We start from the raw sequence: 285 nt of genomic DNA, 5'->3' as shown, positions 1-285 counted from the left end.
CCTCGGCTCGCTCCTCACCGTCGCCGCAGCAAAGGAGGAGTGCCACAGCGGCTGCGAGTTCGCTCTTCCCGTTCTTCTTCCCTATCTCGATATACGCTGTGTTGAACTGACGATAGTCATTCGGCTTCAAAATTCCGAAAATGTCTCGGATAATGCGCTCCTGCCAGTCGATGAGTTCGAAGGGCTTTCCTGCCCACGTCCCCTTCGTATGGCACAGGCACTCGATAAAGCCCATAGCATAGTCCGCAGCAGCTTTGTCATAGTGCGCGTCCTCTGCCATGAACT

1 protein-coding gene is annotated in these 285 nt (G+C 55.1%); it reads right to left on the bottom strand.

What is annotated here, in order from left to right; all coding sequences use genetic code 11:
• Nucleotides 1–285: terminase large subunit domain-containing protein (locus tag HMPREF9163_RS11420; RefSeq protein WP_009441969.1), on the bottom strand; the 285-nt coding region annotated here is incomplete at both ends.

This window comes from Selenomonas sp. oral taxon 138 str. F0429 (assembly GCF_000318175.2).
GTDB lineage: Bacteria > Bacillota > Negativicutes > Selenomonadales > Selenomonadaceae > Centipeda > Centipeda timonae.
This window is presented reverse-complemented; position numbering and strand designations above follow the sequence as displayed.